The following is a 560-nucleotide window of genomic DNA, read 5'->3' as shown; positions in this document are numbered from 1 at the left end:
CACTTGGTACCCTAAGTTCATAGCTCGTATATTTTTGACCAAACATTACGCTTTCGTATACCCGCGATGCCATTTTTGTCAGAAACTTGTATTCAGGGCGAGTGTTAAACAAATGCAATACCACATGACTGTGACCCAACTCTGAAGCCCACACCATCATGTCTTTGAACACGCCAATACCAACACCCCAGTAGGTTTCATTCAAAACTATTGCGAGCTCATAGGATTCATTTTCAAACTGGATTCCACACCAACCAGCAACAGCCCCATTTACACGGATTCCTCTTACTTTACATCCATTAGTTGAATCCACGCTAACCTTGCTTGCAACCCATTCTGCCAATGATTGTTCGTTAAACAGGCCGTGTGCTACTAAATGCTCACGGATCTTGTCTTTATTTAAGATTGAAAGCAATTCACCCTGATCAAGATCTTGTATATCTGTATATTCTATTTTTGCCATAGGTAGTCTTATATTGCCTAACGCTTTGCTAAGGGGCAAATTACTGTTGGTTATAATGCGCGAAGCGCCAACCAACTGTAATTTGTCCGTTTGAGCA

1 protein-coding gene is annotated in these 560 nt (G+C 41.4%); it reads right to left on the bottom strand.

Annotated elements, in window-relative coordinates; all coding sequences use genetic code 11:
- Window positions 1-463, bottom strand: a 463-nt coding sequence (locus Q4Q57_RS22085) for a hypothetical protein (RefSeq protein WP_311892042.1), incomplete at its 3' end; no start/stop codon positions are given.
- Between the last annotated feature and the right edge of the window lie 97 nt (window positions 464-560).

The sequence above is a fragment of the Shewanella sp. SP2S2-6 genome (genome assembly GCF_031931965.1).
In the GTDB taxonomy this organism is placed as follows: Bacteria; Pseudomonadota; Gammaproteobacteria; order Enterobacterales; family Shewanellaceae; genus Shewanella; species Shewanella baltica.
This window is presented reverse-complemented; position numbering and strand designations above follow the sequence as displayed.